The sequence below is a fragment of the Paraburkholderia sediminicola genome, from assembly GCF_046027355.1.
Taxonomy (GTDB): Bacteria; Pseudomonadota; Gammaproteobacteria; order Burkholderiales; family Burkholderiaceae; genus Paraburkholderia; species Paraburkholderia sediminicola_B.
In genome coordinates this window covers 258,211-285,056 of the sequence record NZ_JAQQEK010000006.1, presented here as the reverse complement: position 1 = coordinate 285,056, position 26,846 = coordinate 258,211, and the positions used below count along the sequence as shown (strand labels likewise).

25 protein-coding genes are annotated in these 26,846 nt (G+C 55.8%); 7 read left to right on the top strand and 18 right to left on the bottom strand.

Translation table 11 applies throughout. From position 1 onward, the window contains the following. Positions 1 to 96 precede the first annotated feature (96 nt). Together PQR42_RS13395 and PQR42_RS13390 are read left to right on the top strand one after the other, a co-directional pair. Positions 97 to 1,656, top strand: coding sequence for an FAD-dependent monooxygenase (locus tag PQR42_RS13395; protein WP_408493646.1), 1,560 nt, complete (start codon positions 97 to 99; stop codon positions 1,654 to 1,656). A 66-nt stretch (positions 1,657 to 1,722) separates the two neighbouring features. Next, positions 1,723 to 1,992, top strand: a complete 270-nt coding sequence (locus tag PQR42_RS13390) for an FAD-dependent oxidoreductase (protein ID WP_408384324.1) — start codon at positions 1,723 to 1,725, stop codon at positions 1,990 to 1,992. Between the two features lie 134 nt (positions 1,993 to 2,126). Here PQR42_RS13390 and PQR42_RS13385 read toward each other — a convergent pair whose 3' ends face one another. Further along, on the bottom strand, positions 2,127 to 2,651 hold the full coding sequence (locus PQR42_RS13385; protein ID WP_408384619.1) for a YceI family protein: 525 nt from the start codon (positions 2,649 to 2,651) through the stop codon (positions 2,127 to 2,129). Between the two features lie 371 nt (positions 2,652 to 3,022). Between PQR42_RS13385 and PQR42_RS13380 the strand changes: the two genes are divergently transcribed. Continuing rightward, the gene (locus tag PQR42_RS13380) at positions 3,023 to 3,187 is read left to right on the top strand and encodes a hypothetical protein (protein WP_408384326.1); all 165 of its coding nucleotides are present in this window, start codon (positions 3,023 to 3,025) and stop codon (positions 3,185 to 3,187) included. Between the two features lie 741 nt (positions 3,188 to 3,928). On the opposite strand, the gene PQR42_RS13375 is transcribed toward PQR42_RS13380, so the two are convergent. From PQR42_RS13375 to PQR42_RS13340, 8 genes are all read right to left on the bottom strand, one after another. Then, positions 3,929 to 4,816 (bottom strand): LysR family transcriptional regulator, encoded by an 888-nt coding sequence (locus PQR42_RS13375; RefSeq protein WP_408204241.1) that lies wholly within the window; start codon positions 4,814 to 4,816, stop codon positions 3,929 to 3,931. 580 nt (positions 4,817 to 5,396) lie between these two features. Then, positions 5,397 to 7,043: a cation/acetate symporter ActP gene (actP, locus tag PQR42_RS13370; RefSeq protein ID WP_408384330.1), complete on the bottom strand. Its 1,647-nt coding sequence runs from the start codon at positions 7,041 to 7,043 to the stop codon at positions 5,397 to 5,399. Positions 7,044 to 7,067: 24 nt separating this feature from the next. Next, on the bottom strand, positions 7,068 to 7,343 hold the full coding sequence (locus tag PQR42_RS13365) for a DUF485 domain-containing protein (protein WP_408384332.1): 276 nt from the start codon (positions 7,341 to 7,343) through the stop codon (positions 7,068 to 7,070). Between the two features lie 203 nt (positions 7,344 to 7,546). Then, positions 7,547 to 7,750, bottom strand: coding sequence for a tautomerase family protein (locus PQR42_RS13360; RefSeq protein WP_408204238.1), 204 nt, complete (start codon positions 7,748 to 7,750; stop codon positions 7,547 to 7,549). A gap of 18 nt (positions 7,751 to 7,768) precedes the next feature. Continuing rightward, on the bottom strand, positions 7,769 to 7,999 hold the full coding sequence (locus tag PQR42_RS13355) for a tautomerase family protein (protein WP_132374109.1): 231 nt from the start codon (positions 7,997 to 7,999) through the stop codon (positions 7,769 to 7,771). 28 nt (positions 8,000 to 8,027) lie between these two features. Continuing rightward, positions 8,028 to 9,437, bottom strand: coding sequence for an MmgE/PrpD family protein (locus tag PQR42_RS13350; RefSeq protein ID WP_408384334.1), 1,410 nt, complete (start codon positions 9,435 to 9,437; stop codon positions 8,028 to 8,030). Positions 9,438 to 10,091: 654 nt separating this feature from the next. Continuing rightward, a complete protein-coding gene (locus tag PQR42_RS13345) occupies positions 10,092 to 10,754 on the bottom strand; it encodes an MOSC domain-containing protein (RefSeq protein ID WP_408384336.1) in 663 nt (220 codons plus the stop codon). Positions 10,755 to 11,276: 522 nt separating this feature from the next. Then, a complete protein-coding gene (locus PQR42_RS13340) occupies positions 11,277 to 12,788 on the bottom strand; it encodes a CoA-acylating methylmalonate-semialdehyde dehydrogenase (RefSeq protein ID WP_408384337.1) in 1,512 nt (503 codons plus the stop codon). Positions 12,789 to 12,894: 106 nt separating this feature from the next. On the opposite strand from PQR42_RS13340, the gene PQR42_RS13335 reads away from it, so the two are divergent. Continuing rightward, positions 12,895 to 13,836, top strand: coding sequence for a LysR family transcriptional regulator (locus PQR42_RS13335; protein ID WP_408384339.1), 942 nt, complete (start codon positions 12,895 to 12,897; stop codon positions 13,834 to 13,836). Between the two features lie 20 nt (positions 13,837 to 13,856). Here the strand turns inward: PQR42_RS13335 and PQR42_RS13330 are convergent, their stop codons facing one another. The 4 genes from PQR42_RS13330 to PQR42_RS13315 all read right to left on the bottom strand — a co-directional run bounded on the left by PQR42_RS13330 (position 13,857) and on the right by PQR42_RS13315 (position 17,042). Beyond that, positions 13,857 to 14,699 carry an oxidoreductase gene (locus PQR42_RS13330; RefSeq protein WP_408384341.1) on the bottom strand — a complete coding sequence of 281 codons (843 nt, stop codon included), beginning with the start codon at positions 14,697 to 14,699 and terminating at the stop codon, positions 13,857 to 13,859. 98 nt (positions 14,700 to 14,797) lie between these two features. Beyond that, positions 14,798 to 15,220: a VOC family protein gene (locus PQR42_RS13325; protein ID WP_408384343.1), complete on the bottom strand. Its 423-nt coding sequence runs from the start codon at positions 15,218 to 15,220 to the stop codon at positions 14,798 to 14,800. A 219-nt stretch (positions 15,221 to 15,439) separates the two neighbouring features. Then, positions 15,440 to 16,324 carry a LysR substrate-binding domain-containing protein gene (locus PQR42_RS13320; RefSeq protein WP_408384345.1) on the bottom strand — a complete coding sequence of 295 codons (885 nt, stop codon included), beginning with the start codon at positions 16,322 to 16,324 and terminating at the stop codon, positions 15,440 to 15,442. Positions 16,325 to 16,400: 76 nt separating this feature from the next. Continuing rightward, positions 16,401 to 17,042: a DsbA family oxidoreductase gene (locus tag PQR42_RS13315; RefSeq protein ID WP_408384347.1), complete on the bottom strand. Its 642-nt coding sequence runs from the start codon at positions 17,040 to 17,042 to the stop codon at positions 16,401 to 16,403. Positions 17,043 to 17,818: 776 nt separating this feature from the next. Between PQR42_RS13315 and PQR42_RS13310 the strand changes: the two genes are divergently transcribed. Then, complete coding sequence (locus tag PQR42_RS13310) at positions 17,819 to 18,208, top strand: tautomerase family protein (RefSeq protein WP_408384349.1); 390 nt, start codon at positions 17,819 to 17,821, stop codon at positions 18,206 to 18,208. 347 nt (positions 18,209 to 18,555) lie between these two features. On the opposite strand, the gene PQR42_RS13305 is transcribed toward PQR42_RS13310, so the two are convergent. From PQR42_RS13305 to PQR42_RS13295, 3 genes are read right to left on the bottom strand one after another with little or no spacing between them, the layout of a single operon-like run. After that, the gene (locus PQR42_RS13305) at positions 18,556 to 19,569 is read right to left on the bottom strand and encodes a D-cysteine desulfhydrase family protein (RefSeq protein WP_408384350.1); all 1,014 of its coding nucleotides are present in this window, start codon (positions 19,567 to 19,569) and stop codon (positions 18,556 to 18,558) included. Then, positions 19,570 to 21,114, bottom strand: coding sequence for a M81 family metallopeptidase (locus tag PQR42_RS13300; RefSeq protein WP_408493645.1), 1,545 nt, complete (start codon positions 21,112 to 21,114; stop codon positions 19,570 to 19,572). It abuts the gene before it with no gap. Between the two features lie 13 nt (positions 21,115 to 21,127). Further along, positions 21,128 to 22,414 carry an MFS transporter gene (locus PQR42_RS13295; RefSeq protein ID WP_408384354.1) on the bottom strand — a complete coding sequence of 429 codons (1,287 nt, stop codon included), beginning with the start codon at positions 22,412 to 22,414 and terminating at the stop codon, positions 21,128 to 21,130. A 129-nt stretch (positions 22,415 to 22,543) separates the two neighbouring features. On the opposite strand from PQR42_RS13295, the gene PQR42_RS13290 reads away from it, so the two are divergent. Further along, positions 22,544 to 23,503, top strand: a complete 960-nt coding sequence (locus PQR42_RS13290) for a LysR family transcriptional regulator (RefSeq protein ID WP_408384620.1) — start codon at positions 22,544 to 22,546, stop codon at positions 23,501 to 23,503. 90 nt (positions 23,504 to 23,593) lie between these two features. On the opposite strand, the gene PQR42_RS13285 is transcribed toward PQR42_RS13290, so the two are convergent. Continuing rightward, a complete protein-coding gene (locus tag PQR42_RS13285; RefSeq protein WP_408384356.1) occupies positions 23,594 to 25,306 on the bottom strand; it encodes an FAD-dependent oxidoreductase in 1,713 nt (570 codons plus the stop codon). Between the two features lie 524 nt (positions 25,307 to 25,830). Continuing rightward, the gene (locus PQR42_RS13280) at positions 25,831 to 26,130 is read right to left on the bottom strand and encodes a hypothetical protein (protein ID WP_408204224.1); all 300 of its coding nucleotides are present in this window, start codon (positions 26,128 to 26,130) and stop codon (positions 25,831 to 25,833) included. A 161-nt stretch (positions 26,131 to 26,291) separates the two neighbouring features. On the opposite strand from PQR42_RS13280, the gene PQR42_RS13275 reads away from it, so the two are divergent. Then, positions 26,292 to 26,846 carry a cytochrome b gene (locus tag PQR42_RS13275; protein WP_408384358.1) on the top strand — a complete coding sequence of 185 codons (555 nt, stop codon included), beginning with the start codon at positions 26,292 to 26,294 and terminating at the stop codon, positions 26,844 to 26,846.

Sequence of the window (26,846 nt, the reverse complement as noted above, 5' to 3'; positions counted from 1 at the left end):
TTGACACATTTGGAATGTCGTTCCAATATCATGGAATGACGTTCCATAGCTATCTGCGGAGTTCCCGGTGGTGGCCCCAACAACGAAGGAAGCAGGATGAATACTCCAGGCACGGCCAACGGCAAGCAATCCGCACAGAATCAATCTATTCACGATGTGATCATTTCCGGCGCAGGCCCGGTAGGTTTATTCCTCGCCTGTGAACTGGCCTTGGCTCAATGTTCCGTCCTGATACTGGAAAAGGCGGAGGATCCGCACTCGCCATTGAAGCAGCTTCCTTTCGGCATACGGGGACTCTCCGCACCAACTATTGAAGCGCTTTACCGTCGTGGGTTGCTACAGGAACTCGAGGTCCATAAACGACTTAAGAATCCCCACCAAAACTCAGGAGAAGGGTCGCGTCGTCAGGTGGGACACTTCGCCGGCATTCCGTTTCATGACGGCGATGTTGACACCTCTCAATGGACGTATCGCCTGCCGAGTTCGACCGAAACCAGTTTGATATCTGAAATGGAAGAACTTGAAGTGGTGCTGTCTCGCCGCGCAGAAGCCCTTGGCGTCGAAATCAAGCGCGGGCTTTCCGTTACCGACTTTCATCAGGCCGAGCACGGAGTCACTGTTCAGTCCGGCAACCAGACTTTTGAAGGTCAATGGCTCGTGGGTTGCGATGGAAGTCGCAGTGTCGTTCGCAAGGTAGGCGGTTTTGAATTCGCCGGTACGGAGCCAGAATTCACCGGCTACACGGCTAAAGTGGACATTGCCGATCCGCGGAAGCTCAGGTCGGGCCGAAACGTGACACCCACAGGCATGTACTTGCAATCGCAGCCTGGTTACCTGGTGATGCAGGATTTTGACGGCGGCGCATTTCATAGTGCAGGCACGCCAATCACGCGTGAACACGTGCAGGAAGTTCTACGCCGCATCTCGAACACCGACGTGACTATCAATGCTTTGCACATCGCGACTACGTGGACGGACCGAGCGCGGCAGGCAACAACCTATCGCAACGGACGGGTTCTTTTAGCTGGCGATGCCGCGCACATTCACGCGCCGCTTGGAGGCCAGGGGCTTAATCTCGGACTGGGCGACGCCATGAATCTGGGCTGGAAACTCGCCGCAACCATCAGGAAGAAAGCGCCGGAAGGCTTGTTGGACAGTTATCAGACGGAACGACACCCGATCGGTGCACGAGTTCTGGACTGGTCACGCGCCCAGGTCGCAATCATGAGACCAGACCCACAAGCTCGCGCGCTGAATGCAATTATCCGCGACCTGATGAACACGCGTGATGGTGCCACCTACTTTGCAGGAAGGGTGTGGGGCGTATTCGCAAACTACGATCTCGGTGGCGGCCACCCTCTCGTGGGCCATAGCGTTCCCAACTTTAAGTTCGAAGACGGTACAACAATTGGTGAGCTAATGCACGATGGCCGAGGCGTACTGCTTGATTTTGACAGGAACGCTTCGCTCAAAACTTTGGCGAACGAAGATGGCGGCCGAATCAAGTACGTTTCTGGCCCGGCGAAAGAACAATTGGGCTTGAGCGCTGCCCTGATACGCCCTGATGGGATTATCGCGTGGGCCTCTGACAACGACCCGGATTGCAGCGAACTCCAAAAGGCTGCGGCTCGCCGGCGAGTGACGGAATCAGGATGAATACGCCAGTCACCATTATCGGTGCCGGGCTCGGCGGCCTGACACAGATGGGATCGCGTACCCGGGGTGACTCTGCTCGGCGATGCAGCGCATCTGATGTCGCCGTTCGCTGGTGAAGGGGCCAACCTCGCAATGTACGACGGCGCTGAACTCGGGAAGGCCATCGCCACCAACCTCGGTGACGTTGAAGCTGCGCTCATCGCGTATGAAAAGGACCCCTTTCCCCGCAGCGCGTCCGCTGCTGCGGAGGCCGATCGGAACCTCAGGCTTTTCTTCAACGACAACTCGCCACAGAGCGTCGTTGAATTTTTCACCGATCACCAGCCCGTCAAGTAACCGCCTTCACACCAGCAAATCGTGCCCGTCGGCGGGCGCCGGAGGGCAGACCTTCCTCAACTGGTTTCTGAACGGTCGTCATTGCCGCTGCCATTCCGGGCTTATCTGCTAAGTTGTCGATGGCTGCCTACAGCCTAGTCCGCCTTCACGCCTTCAACCTGAATCTGCAAACGAGTCAGCGTCTTGAAGCCATATTTAGTGCCCCAAGTCACGCCGTAGTCGGCGCGGTCGAATTGCGCGCTGGCTTCCGCACCACACACCTCGCGCTTGATCAGCGGGTTGACGAAGCACTTGAACGAATCAATCTTCAACGTCAGCGGTTTGGTCACTCCGTGAAAAGTGAAGTCGCCGGCCACCTCGATCGGCGTGTCGCCATCAAAGCGGAGCGCATTGCCTTTGAACGTCGCGGTTGGGTACTTTGCGACATCGAAAAACTCATCCGATTTCACGCGCGTATCGAGTTGCGCATTACCGGTGTCAATCGACGCAGTGTCAATCGACACGTCGATCGTGCCAGCCTTCGCAGCACGGTCAAGTGTCACGACGCCGCTGCTTTTCGTGAACTTACCCCGCCACACCGAAATGCCGCCAAAATGGTCAGCTTCAAAGCTGGGATAGGTGTGCCTCGGGTCGAGGTCGTAAGTCGTCGGGGTCGCCATGGCGGCCCCTGCGATCAGCGCCAGAACGCCAGCTGCAATCAGGTTTTTGTTCAATTCAGACTCCTTAAGTTGGTCTGGTAAGAGTAAAAGAGGCAGTCTGTCTATCCACTTCACCCGGACGGTTCAGGAAGGCGAACTCACCCGGCCAAAGATCCGGACGGATCGCGTCAGGATGGGGATTCGAGGCGGCACGACGTTGTCGACTTGGCGTCAGCAACAAGAAATTCTCGCGAAATGCAGTTTCGCTCGGTGCGCGGTCTTTCAAAAATTTCCGACGCCTCTCCCAAAGCGGACTGGGACCCTCTTCGTGGGCGTCCGCGTTCTAAACGATCACGGTATCGACTCGCTCCGCGCGCTCAACGGCAACACGCATGCAGGCATGGGTCACCATAACCCTGAACATAAAGCAGGCAGCGGCGAAGTCTGAGGACTTCGGTGACGCCAACGTCGGCAGCAGCAGCAGCAAGGAAATGCAACACGACCATGGCAAGTTTTCTCGCAAAATACGGCGTCTTGATTGGCATTGGCAAAATTGAATATCGCTGTTGCTCCGCCGCCGTACAGCTGTTTCCACGTAGTGCTCTCACGCCCTCGTCTGCAATGCAGATAGCACTTGCCGTGAAAATTCGGCGAAAAACCGTAACTCCGCTCCGCATCAATTTTCGAAAAAAGAGCGCCTCGTGGCACGCCGCCGGCGATGTTGAACGCCGATACTTGCCTAACGCTGAAACGTTTGATCGACAACGTTGTTTGCTACATCTGGATTACTAACGAATCTGTCCGTGACACAGCAACCTTATCGGCGATGTCCATGCGATCATCCTATCCGCGTAACTTGACCAAGACAAGTGAACAGGTTATCCATTCCTTTGCCAACCGTGCAACAATGCCGCCGAGTCAACCAAGGAAGGGAAGTGCAATTGGACATCCATCGGCAAGATTTCTTGCCGATATGCTTGGTCTTGACTTTCTGAATTCGAAGACGATGCGCCGCGGGAACGCGGCAAATTGGCTTGCAAACGGCGATGATCTGTTGAACTGGCTTGAGCGGTGCCCACCTGGTTTCCGCTGAAGCGGCAGTGACAATCCGCGCCAATACTACTTCGGGAGAAGTCGACGCCGTCGCCCGCCGACTGCACGGAGCTGTCTGGGGGGCAAATCCAGCTGAAAGCTGTGGGTCAGAATTCGGTGAAAATCAATACTTCATGCCTTCATTCAGACGGGCTGAACCGCGAACCCACTAGGGCTCCCCGCGTGACGTTACTCCGGTACTCCGTCTATGCGGCGACCATCCGCGGCCCGAGCTGAGACCGTGCAACATCGACGAAAGCCTGCATTGCGCTCGAGACATAAGCATCATGCCGTCGGATGAATAGCGTTTCGACTTGCGCCTTCTCTGGCGATATAGCGTGGATAGTAACGAGATCCTGTTCCGCTGCCGCCGAGACCACGCCTCGCGGCAATAACGTGATACCGATACCAGCAGCAACGCACGCAATGATCGCATCCATTGAGCCAAATTCGAGGGGCGCTGCCGTGAGCACCCCCATTTCGGCGAGCAACGCGTCGAGCCGCTGACGGTACGAGCAACCCAAACGGAAGACAATTGTCTTGAGGTCCTGCACCGATCTGATCGCCTCGAGCGAGCGCACGGTACGCGGCGTAACCAGAACCAACTCCTCATGAAAGACTGTCTCAATGTAAAGGTCCGGATGGTCCAGCGGACCCGCTATAAATGCCCCGTCGAGCCGGCATTCCGCAACATCGGCAGTGAGACTGCAACTCGTGCCCGTCGTCAGGGACAATCGAACCTGCGGATACATTCGAGCGAAATTACTTAATATTGGAGACAGCCTAAGCGCCACAGTCGTCTCGAGGGTTCCAAGCGTGAGAGTGCCGCTCGGCGCGCCGTCATCCAGCGCAGCGACCTTGGCATCCGTAATGAGCTTTGCAATACGCGCGGCATACGGGAGCATGCGTTGCCCCGCAGGGGTCATGCTCACGCCGCGCACATGCCTTTGAAAGAGAGCGACCCCGACCTCTCTCTCCAGAGATCGGATTCGCGCTGTCACATTGGATTGAACAGTATTTAGCTCGGTAGCTGCCCGGTTCATACTTCCATGACGAGCTACGGCTTCGAAGACCTTGAGGTCGGCAGCGTCCATGCTTTGCACCTCTACGAAATGTCCACGGCCTCGATAAAACCTTCGCTGCCCGAGCGACAAGCTATCAACAACCGCGATTCGATAACTTCGATTTATTCAGACGCGTGCACGACAAACTGATTGAAAACGAGTGCAGACCTTCGGCAACTGTCGAAGTCAGCCAAAATCTCACGAACCGTACGGCGGCTCAAGCAGCGCTGCACGGCGAACTTATCTTGCATCCTACACCAAAGCGAAATTGAACATTCGAGGGAAACAGTACCCTTCCGTGGCTTCGCAAACGTAAGCAATAGCGCAGGAATAGAGCAGAGTCGTTGCTACGTTCAGCGTACTGCCGATCCTGGAGGATTGCATGTTTCTACCTGACGCGAATGCGTAGGAGAGGTTCGATAATCCGAACAGCAAGCCTTTCGTGTTTCACGATAGAACGCCGAGTAAACGTGCAGAGCGGATCTCGACGATCCGCCCTCGAACTGAGCAACACGTTAAATCGTTTTGTCCAGCGAACGAATACCCAATTGAATGGCCCGCGAGTTCAACCAGCCAACGGCGACACAATCTCTGTGTGCCCCTCCCGAATCTAATGACCAACCGGCCCCGCGAATACCGGATGCTCCTGTAGAGTCGCACTCCGCGCCCGGTCAGCATCCGCCTGTTTGCTGCGGTCCAGTATGGAGACCAACCAGCACGTCATGAACGCGACCGGCATAGTCACTATGGTCGGCGGATCGATCGAGAACAGTGGCTTCGCATTCCCCATAACATGCACCCAGACGGCCGGGCCTGCGACGGTCAGCAATATGGCAGAGACCAACCCGACGGTCCCACCGACAACGGCTCCAATCGTGGTCAATCGTTTCCAATAGAGGGCAAGCAGTAACACTGGAAAAGTCGAGCTGCAGGCGACCGAGAATGTGAGTCCAAGCATGTAAGCCACGTTCTGTGTTCTGAATGCAATGCCTAACGCCACCGCAATGACGCCAAGAACCAGGGTCGATATCCTTGATACCCTTACTTCATTGGCTTGACTAGCGGCACCTTTGCAAAAGACACGGGCGTAAAGATCATGCGAAACCGCCGAAGAACCCGCGAGTGTCAAGCCCGACACAACCGCAAGGATGGTAGCGAATGCGACTGCCGAGATAAACCCCAGCAACGCGTTTCCTCCCACCGCCTTTGCAAGGTGGATAGCAACCATATTGACGCCGCCGAGCGGTTTGCCCGCAGCATCCAGGAAGTCGGGATTGGAGGCGACCAGCGCGATAGATCCAAACCCGATGACAAACACGAGTGCAAAGAACAGGTTGATGAATGCACTTGCCCAGAATACCGAACCGCGTGCAGCCCGTGCGTCCGGCACCGTGAAGAAACGCATTAGAATATGCGGCAATCCCGAGGTACCAAACATCACCGCAAGACCCAATGAAAATCCCGATACAGGATCCTTCGCCAGAAACTGCGGACTGAGGATTGCACCGCCCCTTGGGTGAATCTCCACGGCACGCCGCAACAATTCCGAAAAGTTGAAGCCAAAGTTTCGCAGCACCAGAAAGCTCATCACAATCGTGCCGAGCAGCAGCAACGCCGCCTTCACGAGCTGCACCCAAGTCGTGGCGACCATCCCTCCAAAGGCCACATAAAACATCATGAGAGCGCCAACAAGAATTTCGGCGTAAACATAGTCAATGCCGAACAGCAGCTTGATCAGCTGCCCTGCCCCTACCATCTGCGCGATGAGATATAGCGAGACAATACATAGCGATGCACAGGCCGAGAAGATACGAATCGGTGTCTCGCCAAGACGCGTTGAAACCGCATCCGCGACTGTATATTTACCGAGTTTTCGCAGCCTCGTTGCCAGCAGAAAGACAACAATTGGCATCCCCGTCGCATATCCGACCGCATAGACGAGACCATCAAAACCACTACTGAACACCAAAGCTGTCAGGCCAAGAAATGCACCGGCTGACATGAAGTCACCCGCGATTGCAAGACCATTTTGCAATGCGGTTATTTCACCTCCAGCCGCGTAGAAATCGTCAGTCGACTTTGTTCGCTTCGCGGCCCAGTAGGTGATAGCAAGCGTCGCCAGCACGAAGGCAAGAAAAAACGCTATTGCCACGCCGTTTCCAGTACCTACGCCGCTCCGAGCGGCAAAGGATCCGGAACTCGCAACGCACGCGGACGCTGAGAGCGCGAGAAAAGCGCCATTTCGAAAAATATTCATAATGGGTCACCAGGCATTTAACGATTAAATTTCAGCGGAATCGATACGAAATTTTCGCGAATCGGCTGCGTTTTCAACGAGGACATACAACCCGATTAGCAGCACGCTAGCGACCAGAATGACTATCCCGTACAGGAACGCAACCGTAACCTCTGACCCATCTACCACTGGCGAAGCGAGTGTTGCCGGCGACACAACGGCAAGAGTAATGAACCCAAAGAACATCAACACTTCAACAAGCGTCAAGAATACTGCCAGCCCCACCCTCTCACTTCCGGCGGCGACACCGTCGACCACCATTCTTGCTCCATTCATCTCTCCTCCATGTTTTTTTGCATTACGTACTATATATTTCGAAAAACGCGTTTCTCACCAGACCCGACGTAGACCATGCTATGGTTTTTCCATATTCTCCATCGTTGTCACGTGCACTGCATTCCGACCGCCGGATGCCACGCCCCGGCGGAACTCCGAACAAGACCTTAGCGATCAGTTTGGCGCGGCTACCCGGTGGACTTCTTGAAGTCCTCTCCATTGATCCGACTGGAGATACTGATATTTTCAGCTGGATGTTCGTGCAAGATCACATTGATAATCTTGGGGTCCGATCCAATCGAGTCGTGCGTGACCTGGATGATTTCCCTGATGAGTTGTTCGCGTCGTTCTTGCGCAAGACCGATGTTGATATGGCATTCGATGAAAGGCACAATATTTCTCCGTCAAATCTATTTAAGACGTTCAATCAATTCTTTATCATTTGCCGCACCCTCGACATACTCCGGAAGATGCTCTCCATGTTCGACGAAATTGATTCCGCGTCCCTCGCGAATCACGAAAAAGATGTCATTCTTCGTTTCACCTGTCGCGGCACTGACCACCCGGAGTAAACCGGCGGCAAGTTGCCGCTTCTGTTCGTCGGTTCGACCAAAACGCATGTCACAAGAAATGAGTGCCATATATAAATATCCTAAAGATTTCTATGGGTTATTGAATTCCCGGATGCACCGCCGGGAATCGTGGCTCTGGACTTACTCTCGCCAAGAGGTTCATTAAGTCTTCAATCGGGTGTTCATCGAGCTCCGAGACCAGATCGATGATCTGGTCTCGGAGCTCCTGATCCGCATGCTGTTCGCTTAACCAATTGAATTTCTCGACAGTGCGTTCCCACGTGAACGGGTTGTCCAGGCCGCCTTCGAAGCCAATATGCTCCGTGACCAACACGCGACCGTCCTTGCATTTGATCGTCACGCGCGTGTTTAAAGCGTGCGGGTATTGCGCCGAAAATTCAGCGTCAGGTTTTACAGACACTTTTCTGAGCAATGCCTGTGCATCGGGGGCCTGTACACGCTCAGGTTCGAGCTGAGCCGGGCCGACCTGGTCATCGAGCAACGCGGCTGCAATCAGATACTTGAGGTTGTAGTCCGCCTGCTCTTTAGTCTGCGGGTTATCCTTTGCACCGAAGCTGCCGCCGCCGGCAATGTCGAATCCGCTTTGGAAGATGTCACATTGAACCCCCTCCACGTCATCGCTCTTCAAATCGTGTTTTCGCTTTAAGGCAAGCGTAGCTTCAAGGACGGGCTGACCATGAATGAGCGAACAATATTTCTTCATGATCGTCTGGTGAACGACTTCGAGCCGATGATCTTCCCAATCGACGTCAAGCGGTTGGTCAAACATTCTCACCAGACCGTTAGGCCCCTCGAAAAGACGGAGAGGACCTGTGAATCCGCGCTTGGCAAGCGATGCTGAATAGACCGCTCTCATGCCCGTGATACCAGGGGAGAAGCCTTTCCACTGTGAAACCGGCTCGGAATGGACACACGTCAACGAAATGTTGTCGATGGTTGCGATTGCAATCGCGTTAGCAATCTGATCGGCATCGAGACCGAACAGCTTTCCCGATCCGGCCGCGGCCGACACCGCCAACTGAATTGCGTGATTGAACCCTTTGGCCATCACCGGCACGATCGCAGTAATACGGCAGCCAATTTCATAGGCCGTTGCCAACGCCAGCATGAACTCTTCGCCACTTGCGGACGCATGCTCGGCAGCTGCCAGAATGGCCCCGAAGTTATCGCTCGGGTGGCAGAGTCCGCCGGGGGACATGTAGCTGTCCAGCAGGTCTACATACCGGACCAAACCGGAGTTGTACAAGGCGGCTTGATCGGGCGAAGTCTTACCGCCTCCAATCAAAGAACACGTCCCCGAGCCGCGGTACTCCTCGAACTGATCGCGAAGCGCCTTGAACGGCTTACCAGGCAGCGCGGCTATTGCACAACCCAGACTGTCAAGAATATTCCGCTTGAGAATTGCCCTCGTGTCGGGAGTAAGATGGTCTGCGCGTGCATCGTATGCAAAACGGCCGATACGCTGAGCAGTCGTGGGTGTACTCATCTGAAATCCATCCCTCAAAAGTTTCCGGATCGCCTCGAACGGCAGTCCGATCCTCAATTGGCGATTCGCGTGCGTTTCTTTAAATGACGCGCATCGCCTTCCGTCTACACACGCTTATGGCTGCCAGGCCATGATTTCGCTTCGTTGCCTGGCGCCATTGACCCAGCCGCAGTGACTCTGACATTTGCCATCTCTTGCCGACGTCGAGTTTCGATGTCACATTGCCGTGTCTCAAACCAATGAGACAAACTCGCACCATTCGAACTGGATATCAAGCGAAGGTATTAAATACGGTTATCTATCTCAGAGATAACCCAGTCACTCCCGCCGCCGGGGCCAATCCGGCTGGCACGCCCCCCGGAGCCGTCCGTAGGATTCTGCTCAGGTGCTTTGTAGGTTGCGCTGCTTCTAAACGGTCAATCGAATCCCGGATCATTTCGTAGCCAGAATCGAAAGATCCATCTCGATCGCCATCACACTCACCCGCCACTGAGGCGGCTTCGACGCGCAGCGCCTATCGAAACCTTTCGGCTCCGATTGACTGACAAATTACGCACGAGTATTTCGCGTCAGATTGACGTGGCCGAAGAACACGCTTGACTCACGAAGACTCATTAGCAGCGGCCACCGGGTGGCGCAAATGTATCTTTCGACTTATGGTTTCCGCCGTACGCGGATACGCCGCCGGTCCAGAATCGCACTTATCGACTCCTGCCGACCGCCAGGAATCACTTGAATGGACGAACCTGCGGAAATGAATCCAGTTTTTGACACGCTTAAATAGACACCAGAGTAGCCACTGGCCATCATATGTTTGGCTGCGCGTGCATATCCCATCACGGCGTTAAACTTGTAGCAGGGATTTCGAGGAGACTCGACGCGAAATTCAACCTCATCGATCAAGATGCGATCCCCGACCCAGAGCTGAGTTTCGAGCAGCCCACACGTCGTTAAATTCTCTCCCATCGCGGCAAACGGCAGTGGGTCGTCCGCACCCACGACACCGGCTTCAAGCCGGCGTTCCCGCCACCATGCGTAGTGTTCAGCCGGATACATATAAACAGCTTTCTCAAGGCCTCCATGCACGCTAAGGTCTACTTGCTCATCACCGACCAGCCCGAGCCTCTTAACCTCAATACAAGCCCGGTCCTGAAGCAGGCTGACAGGGGTTTTGCGTATTCCGGAATTAACCACCATCCCTGGCGAGGTATTACTCACATCCAACGGAGCACTCGAACCCACGCTAGCCGCGAGTAGCCTGGCGGCGATTGGGTCGGTCATTTCCGTCGTTGTGTGCTGCGCAAGCTGCTGTTGCATAGCCAAGCCCGTGTTGTGCTGTTCGACACCGCCCAGAATGAGGCGGGAGTATCAGTCGTTGATGCCTCCGGGCCGGTGGTACATCGAGGCCAGAAGGAATTGAAGCAGTTCTTTGTCGGCAACAAAAACGCAGTCGAGATGTCCTCTCTCCACGTCTTCGACAAGTGAACGCGACGTACCGATCGAAATCTCCAGCTCCACCCGGTGCCACCGTGCATCGTTACATTTGACTGAACATGGGCCAAATGGTGTGCCGCACGCGTCACACTCTGCTCGCTGGCGACGGCACAAAATATTTCTAACGATGAGAAATTCATTTCGCCCCCCAGTTTGGCCTTCACTCGGGAATACAACTAATGCGAGTGTTTAGTTCGGTCGAACGTGTCGTCAATCGGCGGACAAGAAAAACACTCTTTCCATCGTGGCAAGACACGCAGAGTCGCTCTTGAATCGCCACGATGGAGCGCATAGTTATTATTAGAAATTCATTGCAGAGAAAACCCTGCATTCGAATCAACTCGCTTACTTCGCTGTGGGCATGGCAAATTCAGCGCCCTTTTCCGTGCTTTCCGGCCAACGCTGCATGATGGACTTCTGCTTCGTATAGAACCGGACACCCTCCTCGCCGTATGCATGCGTGTCACCGAACAAACTGCGCTTCCAGCCGCCGAAACCATGCCAGGCCATCGGGACCGGAATAGGAACGTTGATGCCGACCATACCTACCTCGATGCGTCGTCCGAATTCGCGAGCGATATGCCCATCGCGCGTATAACACGCTACACCATTACCAAACTCATGAGCATTGATCAAATCGACCGCTTCCGAGAAGTCCTTCACACGAACGCAGGCAAGAACGGGCCCAAAAATTTCCTCCTTGTAGATTCTCATCTCCGGCGTGACGTTGTCGAACAGCGTACCGCCCGTGAAGAATCCGCCTTCATGACCGTCTACCTTAAGGCCGCGACCGTCAACGACCAACTTTGCACCTTCGTCGACACCAATCCCGATGTACCCTTCGATACGTTCGAGCGCCTGTTGCGTAACGATTGGACCCATTTCCGCGTCGGGCTCCATGCCGTTCTTTACAATGAGACTACGCGCACGCTCGGCGAGCTTCGGAATAATCTTGTCAGCCACATCGCCGACGAGAACAGCGACCGAAATAGCCATACAACGCTCGCCGGCGGAACCGTACCCAGCGCCAACCAGCGCGTCGACCGCTTGATCGATGTCGGCATCGGGCATCACCACCATATGATTTTTGGCTCCGCCCAGAGCCTGCACGCGCTTGCCGTTCTTTGCACCGGTTTCGTAAATGTAGTTGGCGATTGGCGTCGATCCGACAAAGCTCACCGCCTTCACATCCGGGTGCGCCAGCAAAGCATCCACAACGACCTTGTCGCCCTGAACCACGTTAAAAATGCCATCCGGCAGACCGGCCTCCTTCAACAGCCTTGCCATGAACAACGACGCCGACGGGTCACGCTCGCTTGGCTTCAGAATGAACGCGTTGCCCGCCGCAATCGCAACAGGGAACATCCAGCAAGGCACCATGCACGGGAAGTTGAACGGCGTAATGCCGGCGACAACGCCGAGCGCCTGACGCGTCGTCCAGTTATCCATGCCAGTTGAAACCTGCTCCGTATAGTCTCCCTTAAGAAGCTGCGGAATACCGCAGGCGAATTCGATGACATCGATACCGCGCGCCACCTCGCCTTGAGCATCGGAGAAGACCTTTCCATGCTCGGCCGTGATGATTGCGGCAAGCTCATCCCGATGCCTGTTCATCAACTCAAGAAACCGCAGCATGACGCGAGCGCGGCGGATAGGTGGCGTGTTACTCCACTTCGGAAATGCAGCCTTGGCGCTTGCGACAGCGGTGTCGACATCTGCGATCTCGCCCAGCAGAAGTTTTCGTGGACGTTCACCGGTGGCAGGATTGAAAATCGCCTGGGTACGCATTCCTGCCCCACGTACCGGCTCGCCATGAATAAAGTGGGTGACGTCAGCTGTGTCGTTGAACGCTTGCATCTCGATTCCTTGATTGATGGGTGGTGAGCAAAGTCTAGGAGTCGGCATTGCGTTTGCAAAGGCGTTAAACTTGAAATGATCGTTTCCAACGGCGAACAATAGACACATGGATACGCGAAAGGTCGAAGGCCTTTGGACTCATTTGCACTGGCTGACGGTTCTTGCCGAACAAGGCACGTACACTGCAGCGGCTGCTCGCCTTGGAGTGAGCAAGGCCGCAATGAGCCAACGCATCGCAGAACTCGAGCGAGCCTCGGGTGTCGCACTGGTGCAACGTAACACCCGCAGCGTACGACTCACCGAAGCCGGGCAGCGACTCGTCGACAACACACGTCTGGAGTACGAGCACATTGCGACGAGCTTTGCGATGGTTAAGGAAATGGCGGGCGTTGCACGCGGTTTGGTCAGGATAACCGCTCCGGTGGCATTCGCGCGGCAGCAGTTGGTGCCGAAGATGTCGGCGTTTTTGCGGGCGAATCCCGAAGTACGAGTACAACTCGAAGCGTCTGATCGTCTAACCTCGATTGCCACCGAGGGCTTCGATCTTGCCGTCAGACATAGCGCTCAAGTCCCTGAGACCCATGTCGCCTGGAAGCTGTGCGAGACGCAATCCGTAATCGTCGCGACATACGCATATCTGGAGCGTCGAGGTTACCCTGAATCCCCAACGGATCTCTCCTCTCACGACTGCCTGTTCTATCCTCGAGCTTTAGGGTCAGGAATCTGGTCGTTCGAACGCAGAACTGCGCGCAGAACGCACTCGACTCCTTTGATGATCACAGTAAACGGCCCCTTTTCCGCTAACAATAGCGAAGCATTGAGAGACGCAGCCCTTGACGATCTAGGCATCGCGCTACTGCCCGATTTCACTGCGCAGGCAGCGATTCAATCAGGAAAACTCGTTGCTCTCCTACCTGACTGGCGGCCAATAGGCGCCTTTGCCGAGCAACTCTACGTGGTCCGGCCGTACACCCCGCATGTACCCCGCGCTGTCGAACTCTTTATCACCTACCTGAGGGATACCTTCGCTGAAGGATTTCCTCCGTAGCGGGTAGCGCTGCTATGTTTTCACGAGAAGCCAGTCGATTTCGAAACGGATTCCCAGGCGTCAATTTCGCGGCTCAGCACAGACATTCTGTCCCGGACTACACTTAACGCATCATCGCCGAGCACAAGGTGAACCGGTGGCTCAACCTCGTCGATCAGGTCCAACATGATCTTCGCCGCCTTCACCGGATCCCCAGGCTGCTTTCCATCTTTCGCCATACGGGCGCGGCGGATCGGGGCAAACACCGGATCGTAATCGTCGATATTGTGCTCAGTGCGCACCATCGATCTGCCCGCCCAGTCTGTGCGAAACGCGCCCGGCGCAACGGCCGTCACCTTGATACCGAAACTGCGCACTTCCTGCTGCAGCGCTTCCGATATCCCTTCAAGTGCGAACTTGCTACCACAGTAGTACGAGATACCCGGAAATGTAACTAGCCCCGCCATCGACGTGATATTGATGATGTGACCCGTGCGTCGTATTCGCATGGACGGGAGCACGGCCTTGATCATGGCGACCGCGCCGAACACGTTCACATCAAACTGACGACGGAGTTCCTCGAGCGGAGATTCCTCGAGAATTCCCTCATGACCGTATCCCGCGCTATTCACGAGAACGTCGATCGCACCAACGCGCTCGACGACTTCCTTGATCGTCGCATTGATTGAATCAAAATCAGACACATCGAGGATCGCACCGTGAGCGTGGTGCGCATGCAATCCCTCAAACTCAGCTTTTGCAGGATCGCTTCTTACAACGCCAATCACCGTGTTGCCGGCGTCCAATGCTGCTTTCGCCAAAGCACGACCAAAACCGGAGCTCGCACCGGTAATCAAAAAAATGCGCTGCGCGGCTTGGCTCATGATTAAAACTTCCCGTTGGGTAATCTTCGAACGACAGCTTCAGCCGCCACTTTGGTGAGAAATCGGATGCCACTACTTCCTCACTGACTCAGCACAACTCAGCCAGCCTGAATTCGCGGATCAAAATCGAACTCGATTCTGATGCCGCCTGGCTCGTACACCATCGCGTGGCGCTTGGGTCCTTCACCCATGTTCTCCGGTGCGAACTCAACCACTACCCCTCGCCATCCGGAGACCCGGGTGAAAATTGCGTCGAGAGCCTCTTTACTACCGACCCGCAGCGCGAGGTGATGTAGACCGACATTTGTTTTGCGGTCGAACTCCACGCAATTTTCCAGATCCTTGACCTCCCAGAGTGTCAGCGTGACGTGGCCGTCGGACACAAAAGCCGCCGGGTAGTCGGGCCTCCCGCCAACCTGTGTCCAGCCCAGGACGTTGATGAAAAAATCCCGGGTGACGCTCAGACTACGGACCGTGAGACCAACATGGTCGATGCCAAGTGTTAGAGGTGCATCAGTCATCCGCGAGCTCTCCATTTGAACCTACACAATATTCGCCAACTCCGAAGCGGTCTCGCGTGTACCGTATTGCTCGCGACAACCCTGATTGCTCTACAAGCTACTTCCTGAATAGAAACCATAAGGTTCACGTTGAGGTAATAGCGTAATCGTTCGACACAAGTCGAGAGAAGGTTTTGCGAGGGTTGTCATCATCGCGGAGGCGAGATCGTACGTTGTCCGCTACGCCGCCGCCATCAAAGGCCCAAACTCCGAGCGCGAGACCTCGACGAAAGCACGCATGGCGCTCGACATGTAAGCGTCATGCCGTCGGACGAAAAGCGTCTCGACGCGTGCTTTCTCAGGCGAGACCTCATGGATGGCAATGATGTCCTGCTGCGCCGCCGCCACGACCACGCCCCGCGGCAGCAACGTGATCCCGATACCGGCCGCAACACACGCAATGATTGCATCCAACGAGCCGAACTCAAGCGTCGTCGCGAGAATCCCCATCTCCTCAAGCAGCGCTTCCAGTTGCTGCCGATACGCGCACCCGACGCGGAACACAATCGTCTTCAGGTTCGGGATCGACGTCAAAGACTCCAGCGAGTGTATGGTTCGAGGGGTCACAAGCACCAGTTCTTCATGGAGAATCGTCTCGCTGTGGAGCTCCGGGTGGTCAAGAGGACCTGCCATGAACGCCCCATCCAGACGACATTCCGCGACATCCATCGCGAGGCTTGAGCTTGTTCCGGTCGTTAGCGACAGCCTGACTTGCGGATACATCCGCGCGAAGTTGCTCACAATCGGCGAGAGCCGCAGCGCCGCAGCGGTTTCCATGGTTCCCAACACCAGGGAACCACCCGGCGGTCCGTCATCCATGGCGGCCACGCGGGCGTCTGCAACGAGCTTGGCGATTCGCGCCGCGTAAGGAAGCATACGCTGACCCGCCGGCGTCATGCTCACACCGCGGACATGTCGCTGAAAGAGCGCAACACCAACCTCTCTTTCCAGCGAACGGATGCGGGCCGTTACGTTGGACTGGACAGTGTGCAACTCTACGGCCGCCCTGTTCATGCTCCCATGGCGAGCGACCGCTTCAAATGCCTTGAGGTCGGCAACATCCATAACACTACCCTATGAAAAATTTCCGAAGTCGACGACGAACCGACATTGCCGCGCGGAAGTCACCGCGAAAGTCACACTACGCCCCCGCCAGAATCTGTCGGATGGCTTCCTCGAAGGCTTCGACAGGCTGTGCACCGGTCAGCAAATAACGATTATCAAAGATGATTGAGGGCACCGAATGGATGCCCATCGCCTGGTATTTCTCTTCTTCCGCACGAACTTCATTGGCGTAGTCGCCGCTTTGCAGAACAGTGCGCGCCTGCGCCGCGTCAAGTCCCACGGATTCGGCGGCTTCGACCAGAACGTCGTGGTTGCTCGGGGCTCTACCCTCGCCATGATAGGCCCGTAGTAACGCCTGTTTCAGCGGTAACTGTTTGCCTTTGATACCGGCCCAATGCAACAGGCGGTGCGCATCGAAGGTGTTATAAATGCGCGTACGCGGGCCGAAGGTAAAGCCGACATTCGCGCCACGCTCGCGGAGCGCGGCCTGTGCCTCGGCTATCTGTTCCGGGGTGCGTCCGTATTTCTTTCCGATATGTTCGACAAGTGCTTCGCCGTCGTTGCCCATCTGCGGATTCAGTTCGAAGGGATGCGTGACCAATTCGACCTCGACGGCCTCACCAAGACGCGCAATCGCAAGCTTGAGCGAGGATAGGCCGATCGCACACCAGGGGCACGCTACGTCGGAGACAAAATCGATTCTGATTGGTTGTTTCATTGCTTTCGTGATGAAGATGACCTGTTACGCGAACGGCTCGATACAAGGGCAGCCACAAACGGGGGCAGCCGAATTTGCGAATGCCCGCAGGATCGCTCGCCCGATTACGGCGCACTCAAAGCCGGAAAACGCGGCACGACATGGGTGGCGAGTTCGTCGAGTACCGGGGCCGTGCGGCATAAACGTCAGGCAAATATGCACGGAAGGTCCTGCAGCTCGTCGGCAGAGCGGCCGGCGCTGCGGCCACGAGTCATCGTCACGGAAGCGTGTTGCGGGTTAGTGTTCATGTGAATAACCTGGCCACGTCGAAAGACACCTTGACGTCTCGTCCGTGCTTCGGATGCCTCGTATTCTGAACGACCTTCGATGCGAGATTATCGCAGTCCGCGGTAATTCAATTGTTCCTGTACGTCAACCATGCGTCAGCGCCGCGCATGTGTTACGCGGCATACGGGCCTTTTTGCACACGGCCTCGCTTATTCGCCGTGCGCCGTCACCGACATTGCATTCCCACGGCGCCTGTGCGCGTTGTCCGATATTCAGCTAGCGGACTGCGACGCCATCATCAACGTAGACCGACGCCGTGGGAATTTCAATTGTTAGCCGGCGATCAAATATCCACGCGACTGTATCGACCAAAGAAAGGAGAATGCAAAGTAGGATAAGCGCGTGCTGGTGTAGCTTGCCTATCCTAAGGCTCAACCATTGTGAGGCTCACCAGGCCCAACGCTAACGCATACGTTGGGCTGCTATCCACTTTACTCAGGGAGGAAATAATGCCGCTAATTCGTATCGATGTCCTTCAAGGAAGGACGGAGGCCGAAATCACCTCCTTGCTCGATGCCATACATCGAGCCGTAGTCAAGGCTTTCGACGTACCCCAAACGGACCGCTACCAAGTCTTGACGGAACACAAGCTCCGCCGGTTTATCGCAGAAGACACCGGGCTCGGAATTGTACGCACCGACAAACTGACTCTGGTTTCAGTCACCACTCGTCCACGTTCTGATGAATCAAAGCGCAAATTCTATAGTGAGCTTACGGCCGAATTGGAGACAAGCTGCGGCACGGGCGCGAATGATGTGATCGTCTCCATCACTACCAACTCCGATTCGGACTGGAGCTTCGGGAACGGAGTCGCTCAGTATCTAACCGGCGAACTTTAACGCGTGGACGGACGTGAGCGCTGCTGTCTAAAAGTTCGTGTCGAGCTACAACTCTGTCATTCGACGGAAAGAGGTAGAAGGAGGCGGTACTGAACGCTCATCAGACATCATTGCGTTTGTTGATCGACAAATGGCTGGCTCCAACCCCATCAATGCCGGTTCGTGTCACACGCTTCAGTTGCGTTGGTGTAGGGCCAACACGCTGCATACGAGCCGAGGTACTTCATCCAACCGGACTTCTTGTGATTCTCTTCTTCAAACACGGCGACGGCATGTGGCGAGTGTTCCCACCAGGCGACAACCGGCCTGAAATGCGAATCCGACGGGCCGGACGGATAGGCCATCAGTCACTCAAACGCGGTGCGATATGCAAACAACGAAGGGGTGCCCCCACTCATAAGAAATAGAACCTTTTTTCCCGCACCGAATGCTCCATTTTCGACATTCTGAATTAGACCGGCGAACGCCTTGCCGCTATATACCGGATCCAATAGAAGGCCTTCCTGGCTGGCCAAAAGATTGACTGCCCGGCGCATTGAATTAGTAGGTAATCCGTAACCGCTTCCGAGTTGGTCACCATGAAGAACAACGTCGTTGCCGGATACCGTGAGACCAGAACCGATCAGGTCAAGCGTCTGCTGCACTTTTTCGTATGTGGTGGCATAAGCTTTTTCAAGCGGCGCAAGAACGGTGTACCCCACTACTTTCGTCGGCGACACACCAGCAGCGATCGCACCCGCTATCAGCCCGGCCTGCATGCCACCACTGCCATTCGCGACAACGATATAGTCAAAGTCAATTCCGACCTTCCTCGACTGGTCGAGAATCTCAATCGCACAGGAGACATAGCCCAGGCAGCCGACCGGGCTCGATCCACCGAGCGGACACACATACACTTTTCGCCCCTCGGCGCGCAGCGTTGCGGCCCGCTCTTCCGCAACCTGCAGCGCGCTTACGCTCCCTGGAACATCATGAATGACCGCACCAAAGAGGCGGTCTAGCACCACATTGCCATTTTCGACGTAGTCGTCGTCCTCGATCGGAACCAGCCTCGAGAGCACCAGTTCACATTTCATTCCAACGCGCGCAGCCGCCGCTGCCGTCAACCGGGCATGATTTGACTGTCGGCCGCCAACCGTGATGATCGTGTCAGCGCCGCTCGCCTGCGCCTCACCGATCAGGAATTCGAGCTTGCGCAGCTTGTTGCCCCCGCCCCCCAGGCCATCAAGGTCGTCCCGCTTGACATAGATTTCTGCACCTCTTAAGTACTGACTCAATCTAGGCAGTGCCACAATCGGTGAAGGTCCGTCGCGCAATTGCGCCTTGGGAAACCGGGAAAGGTCTGGTACTCGCAATGTCATTTAATCACCCCACAAGTTGGTTGATCGCTCGTCTGGACGGAGATTGTCGTCGTTGGGTGGCCGGTTTGAACTCGCGGTTGGGCGCACACGCGTACTGGCGCCTAGTCGTTTCCACGGCAGATCAGCCGGATCAGCTGCCATCGGACCAGGCGACTTGGCCACGAGAATGCGCTCGGCGATTGGACCGAAGTCCGCGCGGAAATGCACCGAGCTCTTGTTCACCAGAATCCTCATCTTCTCAGGCTGGATACCAGCCATTCTGAAAAGGTTGCGATCGTTCATCGGTGCCTTAACGGAACTCACCGCGACTCTGACGTCGTCGATTCGAAGGCAGGCAGTCGGACCGACATCGACATGCATTCCGTGCATCATCGGACCATCAAAGATACATTTGCCGTCTGAAAGATGTTCAACTTCGAATGTCGCCTCGAACGGGAAGTCATCGACAACCCCTGACTTGCCGCCCAACGCTACCGTGATGTAACTTCCTTTGCCCGCCTTGTGAGCCTCTCGAACGACTTCGGGGTCCCACATCAAGCCCAGTGCAGCTCCCTGAGCTTTGTTGCGCACCAGTGCCCGGAGCATTCCCGTTGTATTTGAATCAGCGCCGCCATGAGGATTATCCTGCGTATCGGCGATGATCACCGGACGGCTCGCGCGGGAAGCGATTCGCTGTGCCTCACGCACAGCCTCGTCCGGGTCGAGAAATTCAACCGCCCATTCGGACTCTCGCTCGATGACCTCGTCATAAATGGCTGCCACCGCCGCATCCGCGTGGCCTGGTTCGGTGGCGTAGCACCAGACCATCGGTCCGCATTCAGGAAAATCAGCAGCGGGGAATCCCGGTGTGAACGAAATTGACAGTACTGCCGCATTTTCCCGGGCTACCAGATGCTCGTAGACACTACGCGCCGGGTCGAGCAGCGTGCACATCGCATTCACCGGAATGAGAAACGGGATGCGCCGATAGGCCATCGTGACTGGCGTTTCGCTCGTCATCAACCTTCGCAATAGATGCGCCGCGGCCCTTCCGGTATCGGCCATGTCCACGTGGGGGTAGGTCCGGTATGCCACGAAACCGCTTGCATTGCGCAGCATCTGTTCCGTTACGTTCGCATGCAGATCAAGTGACGCGACGACAGGTAGGTCACTACCGACAATACTTCGAATGCGTGCCAGCAGTTCCCCTTCCCCGTCGTCGACATGCTCGGCGACCATGGCTCCGTGCAGGTCCAGATAAATCGCGTCTACCGTGGTGGTGCGGACCGCTTCGACGATTTCGCCAGCAATCCGCTCGTAAGCTGATCGGGTTACGTGGGCCGAGGGGCTCGCTGCCGCCCATATGACCGGGATCAGGTGATGTCCTTCCGCTTGCATCTCCTGGATAAATCCGCCGATTGGGATGTTCACTTTTTGCAGCTGAAATACGTCGTCCTTGCGGACCATGGCTGGAAATCCTTCCCCGCGGACGAAATTCTCATAGTCCGCCTTGGACGGCGCAAACGTGTTTGTCTCGTGCTGGAACCCGGCAATCAGTATTTTCATGATCTGGCGTCCTTCAAGCTTCTCGTTTGGATCGAATAAGCGCTAGAACGCACGCTCCCACCATCAACAGAGCAACCGTTGGCAAAAGTGCGGTCTGCATGCTCCCGGTTGCGCTTTTTACCCAACCTATGATGCTTGGGCTGACAAATCCGCCAAGCAGCCCAATCGTGTTGATCAGCGCAATGCCGCCGGCCGCTACGTCCCCCTTCAGATGCTCAGACGGCATGGCCCAGAACACCGTGTACGCAGCCCACGTGAGAGCCGTCGCCAACGTGATGCTGGCGAGCGATAACCACAGTGACCCTATCGAAAGTGCTGAAATGGCCAGCGCAACCGCACCAATCATTGCGGAGACCGCGCTATGCCAGCGACGCTCCATCCGTTTATCGGAGCTTCGGCCTATCATCCACATCGCGACTACCGCAAGACCATAGGGAATTGCTGACAGGAAGCCAATGGTCAAGAGATCTGACACGCCTCCTGACTTAAGGATTGTGGGGAGCCAGAAACTGACGGCGTAGATGCCACAGATAAGGCAAAAATACGCGAGTGCCATGGCGTAGACGCGGCCGTCGGTGCAGACGTCCCTAAACCCTGCGTGGCTTGCCTTCCGGCTTCCGATGTCTTGCAGAAGTGACGCCTTCTCATCGCTGGACAGCCATCGCGCCGATTCAATGCGATCATCCAGACAGAAGAACGTAACGACTCCGAGGACAACACAGGGCAAGCCCTCGAGGAGAAACATCCATTGCCAACCGGCAAGCCCGTGCGCACCCGAAAGCAAGGCCATGATCCCTGTCGACAACGGCGCCCCGACAATCCCACCGAGAGGCGCGGCCGCCATCACGAAAGCCATCACCTGTGCCATGCGCGCCTGTGGATACCAGCATGTCAGATAAAAGACCATTCCCGGTGCGAAACCGGCTTCGAAGACTCCGAGCATGAACCGCAGAATGTAGAAGGAATGCACATCGTGAACAAACATCATTGAGGCGGATGTGAGTCCCCATAGCACCATGATTCGGCTGAGCGTTTTGCGCGCTCCGAGGCGAGGTAGCAGCAGGTTGCTCGGGATTTCGAAGAGCATGTACCCAAGAAAGAAAATCCCGGCGCCCACCCCGAACGCCGCGTCGGTGATTCCGATGTCGGACTGCATCTGCAACTTCGCGAATCCGATGTTGATCCGATCAAGATAAGCGAAGAGATAGCAGGACACCAATAGCGGTAACACATGCAGGTCTATACGACGATAAACAGCTCGCTTGCCGTTCAAGAGCGCAGCAGAAGATAGTGTAGACATCAAATTGCTCCCGTTTCGACTGCGGATCCGGCGGTTCTGGTGTCTGCATCGTTACCCAAGAAAAACCTGGTTGCAAGAGCAACTGTGGACCGCTATCGTTGTCTTTTGAGCAACGCGGGGATTTACCTTATGCGGGAAATAAACCAACGCAGGCTTCGTTATTTTCATGAAGTGCTGACCCATGGCTCAATTCGCAGCGCCGCCGACAGCGTCAATACGGCGCCATCGGTCATTACGCGACAGATCAAGCTGCTGGAAGATGAGATCGGGATGGTCCTGTTTGAAAGACAATCCCGCGGCGTAACGCCAACCGAGGCGGCACATCAACTGCTGGAATATTGGAGAGCTTGCCAGGCACAGCAGGAGCATCTTCAGGGCAGACTAAATGAGTTGCGCGGCTTGCAGCGAGGTCAGGTTCGGATCTCCATCAGCGAAGGCTTCGTCGATGACTTCCTGGACGAAGTGCTGAACAGTTTCTCGGCGCAGTACCCGAAGCTGGATGTGGTCATGAACGTGGCGCCCGTCAACGAGGTGGTAAGAGAAGTCGAAGAAGACATCGCGCACATCGGAATCGCGTACAACCCGCCCAACTCCCCACACGTTCGATATCTCGCAAGCGCCCCAGAACCCGTCGTGGTACTCGCCGCAAGGGATCATCCACTGTCACAGGGCGATACCCGGGCCCCAATCTCTGTCCATCAGGCACTTTCTTATCCGATTGGTCTCATGCCAGTGGCTTTCGGTCTCGGTCAGCTCATGCAGGCCCTCGCTTTCGCAGAAAATCTGCGTCTCGCACCAGTACTCACCGTTAATTCCCTGCGTGTGCTGATCAGATTTGCGAAGGCGGGACGTGGAGTTATTTTCGCAACCAGGTTTGCTGCCCGCGCCGAGCTCGAGGCAGGAACATTGATTTCGAGAACGGTCGACCATCCGCTGTTTTTGTCCGCGCAGGCCAGAGTCCTCGTGCGCAACGGGCGTCCACTCTCAAAGGGAGCTGACGAGATCCTCAAACGCATCCTGTCTGACATGACCGTGTTTCAGTCACACGGATCCCCAGCACGGAAGCGAAGCACGCGCAAAAAGGGATGACGGGTACATCGCGGGAAAGCATGACGCACACTCTATTGACCGTGGCTGCGTCGCTCGCGATTATGCCAGGAGCCGCGATCGGGCACATCTTCAACGTTCGGCCGCCAACAGCGCATGTATTTCGGACACTACGCCGGCACCTTCTCCGACTGCGGACGTGACACGCTTGATCGACGTCGAGCGCACGTCGCCGATTGCAAAAACGCCCGGAACACTCGTCTGAAATGCGAAATTGGCCGTCACTGACTCCGTCGAATCAGTGCGGCCGGTTATAACGAAACCTTTGTCATCAACTTCCACTCCGCATCCGCGTAACCAGCTAGTGGCTGGGTCAGCGCCGGTAAAAAGAAAGAGGTGGCGAGTCGGGATTCGTGTGTGACTCCCAGCCGAACGGAAATGAACCTCCGTCACGCTGTCCTCGTCGGATACGACAGATTCGATGGCAGAGTTGCCATGAATCGTCACGTTCGCGAACGAGTTCACACGGTCGATCAAATATCTCGACATTGTTTCGTGCAAGTTCTTGCGTCGAATCAGCACATGGACATGTGCTGCATAGCTCGCCAGGAAGACGATTGCCTGTCCAGCAGAATTCCCTCCTCCCACGAGTACGAGTTCCGAACCCTGACAGAGACGGCCCTCGATCGAGGACGCCCAATAGTAGACGCCACGAATCTCTGACTCGTTGAGACCCGTGATTCGAGGGCGGCGATAAGCAGCACCGGATGCTATAACGACCGTCTTCGCGCGGGCACAACGGCCATCCCTGAGTTCGATCCTGAAAGGCGATTCCGCGCAGTGCAGTTTTGCCACCTCGGTCGGTATGACTATTTCCGCGCCAAATTTAACGGCCTGCTCGAATGCGCGGCTAACAAGAACGTGACCGGAGATTCCGGTTGGAAACCCGAAATAATTTTCGATCCTGGTGCTTGCGCCGGCCTGTCCGCCAAATCCCTTCACATCGAAAACAAGCACGGAAAGTCCTTCTGACGCGGCGTACACGGCCGCAGCGAGTCCGGCTGGACCCGCGCCGACAATGACGATGTCGTACGTGCCGGATTCATCGAAGCCACGGAGCAGACCGAGCTTCGACGCGAGGAGTGTTTCATCAGGATTGTGCAGGATAGAGCCATCGACCAGCACGGCTAGCGGCATCTGTCCTTCCAGGCACGGTGTTTTCAAAAGGAAATCGCGAGCCTCATCGTCGGTGGCCGGATCGAGGATCCGATGCGGATGATTGGCGCGCCTCAGCAGATTGGCGAGAACGATGAGTCTCGCGTCGGTCGAAGTTCCGATCAGGATCGGACCACTCCCATCCTGAATCAATCCGACGCGTCGGAGAATGAATGCGCGCATGATCTCTGAGCCGAGCTGCGCTTCCGCAATCAGAAGCGCCCGGAGCTGCTCAGGCGCGATGAGGAACGCATCAACGTCAGTGATGGCAATCGCATCAACGAGGTATGGCTTGCCGCTGAGGGTGGCTGTCTCTCCGAGAAAGTGCCCCTCTCCAACCTCCTGAAAAAGATGCGACTGCCCGAATCCGTTCCGGACGATCAAATGTACCGTTCCACGAGTCAAGATCCTCATGCCATCGCTCTGCTCTCCGGCGCGAAACATGACGTCGCCGGCTTTCCAGTGCTCCGTCGTTCCGAAGCGCGCCGCTTTAGCTATCCGCGTTTCGGTCAGACGGGGATACATCTGATACCGACGCCGCTCAATCTGGGTGCGCTGCCCTGCCTCGACGGTTTCGTAATCTTCAGGCGAGACACGGACGCCGGGTGGTACACCGTGCTTCAATGTCATGGGAGTTTCCTTGTCATCGATGGAAGGCTGGCGATGAGTCCGTTACAGAATGATTTCGTCCTTTTCACTAGTAGATGCCAAGTGATCGGCCGCGATTATCGGTTGTCGTAGACATCGCTTTCGAACGTTGCGATTGAGGCGCCGCGCTCAGGCTTTGGCTCACCATGCATCAATCGTTTCCCGAGTGGCAAGCCATGACTTCGTCAGGAATATCCACTGAAATCGCACACCCACGTTCGACCACGGCAGTCGAGATCATCTCGCTCGCGTTCAGCCTCCTGTAAGCACTATAAGGTTGCGATGACGCTGAACAAAGTCCAACGCATGAACAACACCTTTTACACCTGGTAAATAGCAATGCTTTGGAGGGTCGCAGAGGTCACCCTTTCCCGACGGTTTCAGCATGAATGCACGATTCTGGTTCTCGCCCGGATATGTGCAGACCTCGCGATGACTGTTGAGAACCAAATCTAGTGGTCACCTGTCTGCTCACCCGGCAAATTCACTAAAAGAGATTTCAGCCATCACAAATCATCATTTGATGTGATTGCGCGGCCCATATATCGTTCAAGAAACAGAAAGCTGCAGCCTGGGAGGTAGACCAAGCGATCTCCTAATGAGACTGTGCAACAAAAACCTTCCAAGGACGGAGACAAACTGATGGAAACAACCGCAGTGGCCGGCATTCGGACCAATCGGCTATTCGATGCGCCGGTGGCGAATTCGATCAGACCACCAAAACGATTATCGCGGGGGGCGAGCAAATGAACCTCGCCCATCAATTCCTCATTATCACCATCGCCGACATCGAGTCCTGCTGACACGGCCAATGCCGGATTCGTGCGCCGACTGTGTCGCACGCATCCGAAGTAGCAATCCACCTGGTTTTCGGCTGGTGCCTGCCTTGAGGGCTGAACTTGACCTGACGGTTTCAGCCTTCTTCATGGCCCGTCCGTCGTCAGAAAACACACGCAAGGAGGTAAGTATGAAACTGCGGGACAATGGCCTGGGGTTCTCACCCATCACTATCGCGCTGCACTGGCTCGTGGCCGCTCTGCTACTCTCGATTATCGGCGTTGACATCGCTATATCCGAAACAACCGGCGAGGTGCAAAGGGCGGACTTGACGCGGATGCAAAACCTGCTGGGCTCCATATTGTTCGTTATCTCGATCTATCGGTTCGCGGCGCGGATGTCTTCCTACCACCCCTTGCCCGTCGGCACGCCGAACCCCATTGAGGTGATCGTCAGCAGATCCGTGGCAGTTTCGCTAGCCTTGGCAATGGTTCTGCTTCCGATCGCCGCATGGCTTTCAAAGTCGGCCGCAGGCGAGGTTATTGGTCTGCCAGGCGGATTCGCGATACCTGCTCTCATTGAACCCAACGCGCAGTTCAAGCGGGTTGTCGAATTCCTTTTCAACGTCGGCGCGACTGCCTTTCTCCTCGGCTTGGCGCTGCATATCTTTGGCGCGCTCAAGAATCACCTGGTTCTGCGGAATGACGCCCTAAAACGAATGATCGGAAAACACGTGGAGCTTTGA